Origin of the sequence: Desulfovibrio sp. 1214_IL3152 (assembly GCF_036763055.1) — a bacterium.
In the GTDB taxonomy this organism is placed as follows: domain Bacteria; phylum Desulfobacterota; class Desulfovibrionia; order Desulfovibrionales; family Desulfovibrionaceae; genus Desulfovibrio.
This window is the reverse complement of sequence record NZ_JBAIYW010000456.1, coordinates 1-2,523: the sequence shown is the minus strand read 5'-3', so window position 1 is coordinate 2,523 and position 2,523 is coordinate 1. Positions and strand designations below refer to the sequence as shown.

Below are 2,523 nucleotides of genomic sequence, written 5' to 3'. Positions count from 1 at the left end.
GCGCCCCCGCCCCGGCAAAACGCGCCAAAGCCCCCAGAGATTGGCTGAAGCTCCGCGCATATGCCGGAACATGTCCAGATACGCGCCGAGCATGCGCCATGCGCCGATACGGCGCACAGCCAGCGGCAAGGCATAGCCCTCGGGACTGCCCAGCAAGCCGTTGTCTCGGATAGCATAAATGCGCGAAAGCAGCCCTGAAGCGTGCATGTGGTGCGCTTCGGTCATAAGGCACTGGCCGGAAGCCTCGGGAAAGCGTTCCGCCACCAGCGCGCCGCGCACCACCGGTCTGGGACCGGCCAGCAGATTGTAGGTCTCCTCAGAGGAAATACGCGGCACTTCACGCTTGCGGCAATGCAAGATGCCGTCTTCAAGCGTATACACACTGTCGCAAAACTCCGCCATCTTGGGGTCGTGGGTCACCATGACCATGGCTACGCCGCCCGTATGGCAAAGATTGCGAAAATTATCCATGATAAGGCGGCTGGTCTTGGCATCCAGAGCGCCCGTAGGCTCGTCGGCAAGCAGTATGCGGGGGTTGTTCACCATGGCGCGCGCAATGGCTGCGCGCTGCTGCTCGCCGCCGGAGAGGCGGTTGCTGCGGTAGTGAACCCTGGCCGAAAGACGCACCAGTTCCAGAGCGCGGATAACCCTTTCCCATCGTTCCTGCGGGGGAACGCGCTCATAAATAAGCGGAAATTCAACGTTTTCAAACACTGTGGAGTGGTCAAAAAGATTGCTCGACTGCATGACAAAGCCCATGGTTCCGCGCCTGAAGGCTGCGGTCTGCTCTCTGTCCAGGCGCAGTACATCTTTGCCGAGAATTTCCAGAAAGCCGGAATCGGGCGCATGCAGCATGCCGAGCACATGCAGCATGGTGGATTTGCCGCAACCTGACGGTCCCATAATGGCAACCATCTCGCCCGGCTCCACCTCAATATTCACGCCGCGCAACACCGGCGAAAAACCAGCGTAGCACTTATACAGATCTTTGGCGACAATAACAGGAGCCATGAATCACCCTGTCCATAAACGGCCCGGGACGCCGCCTGAGCGGTCTGGTCTGGGCCGCCAGCTATTTTTACTCAAAGCGCAAAGCCGTGACCACGTCCATACGACTGGCCTGGATGGCCGGATACAGGCCCCCGGCCACGCCGATGACTGCGGAAAAAACAATGCTGCCCAGGCTGCTGGCCAAAAGCAGGGAATACGAAATACCCGTACCCAGCGACCAAGAGCCGCCTTCCACCAGCGCAATACCCACGGCAATACCCAAAACACCGCCAGCCACAGATTTGCACAAAGCCTCGGCAAGAAACTGGGCCAGAATGTCCGTATCGGAACCGCCCATGGCTTTCTTCAGGCCCACCTCGCGGGTGCGGGCGCGCACTGCGGCAAACGTGCCGTACCAGATGCCGAAGCCGCCGAGCATGAGTGACGCGGCGATGCCGAGCCAAAGCAGCACTTCGACCCACAGAAAGGTATCCTGAATACGCGCCAGCTGGTCATCCTGCGTGTGGACCACAAGGTAGGGCGCGGACTGGAATTCACGCACAACCTCAGGAATTCTCTTGACCAGCGGCGGCACGTCCTGCCAGCCGATGGCGCGCACAAAAAGGCGCGTCACCTTGTCGCCCGCCCAATTTCGGTCGATCATGGTGGTATAGGGCAAAAAACCGCCCTGTGACCAACTGCCGAGCATAACGCCGCTGACCACACCCACCACTTCAAAAACATCCTGCTGCAAAAAAAGCAGCTTGCCCACAGCCGAGGGCGCGTCTCCGTACAAGTCCTGCGCGGCTTCGCGGCCAAGCATGCAAACACGCTTGTGACCGGTCACGTCATCGGCATCCATGAGCCGCCCGGCAACCAGATTCAGAGAAAACACGTCTGAAAAATACTGGTCAACGCCGATAAAGCCCACGTTGAGAGTGCGTTCGCCAGCGCCGCGCAAGGGAAAGCTTTTTCCTTCGCGGATATTCTGGCTCACCATGTACACCCCGGGCAGATGGCTCAGGGATTCCACGGTTTCGGGGTAAAACCCGCGCATGGGCTGGCCGGGATACTGGGCGTCATCCATATACACGCGGATGACGTTAACCCCTCCCATAAGCACCATATCTTGCCCGACTTTGTAGCGGATTTCGCGCCCGAGCACGGCCAGAACAATAAAGGCCGTGATGCCCAGGGCGATGGACAATATCACCCCGAAGCCGCGCTGGCGTACAACCTGACGGAGGCTGACGCGAAAAAGGTCGGACATGGCAATCATGGCAAAACCATTGTAAGAATATCCCTGAACTGTTGCGCCGGACACGTTATGGCAAACCGCGCCGACATCGCCTCATGCGGACTGTTGCACCTGCGGCCTGTGCCGGGAGCGCGCCAATCCTTTACCCAAAAAGGGGCGAATTATTATATAGGTCGAAACCGGCGTATGTCAAAGACATATTCGCAATAACACGCCCGCGGCCGTGGCCGACGCAGCTGCACAGGCCTGCGCGGCTCCGGCGTTGGCAGCATGCC

2 protein-coding genes are annotated in these 2,523 nt (G+C 59.3%); both read right to left on the bottom strand.

Translation table 11 applies throughout. The features are described from left to right. Positions 1-1,011, bottom strand: a 1,011-nt coding sequence (locus tag V6C07_RS09575) for an ABC transporter ATP-binding protein (protein ID WP_333536203.1), incomplete at its 3' end; no start/stop codon positions are given. Positions 1,012-1,078: 67 nt separating this feature from the next. Continuing rightward, positions 1,079-2,314: an ABC transporter permease gene (locus V6C07_RS09570; protein ID WP_333536202.1), complete on the bottom strand. Its 1,236-nt coding sequence runs from the start codon at positions 2,312-2,314 to the stop codon at positions 1,079-1,081. Positions 2,315-2,523 lie beyond the last annotated feature (209 nt).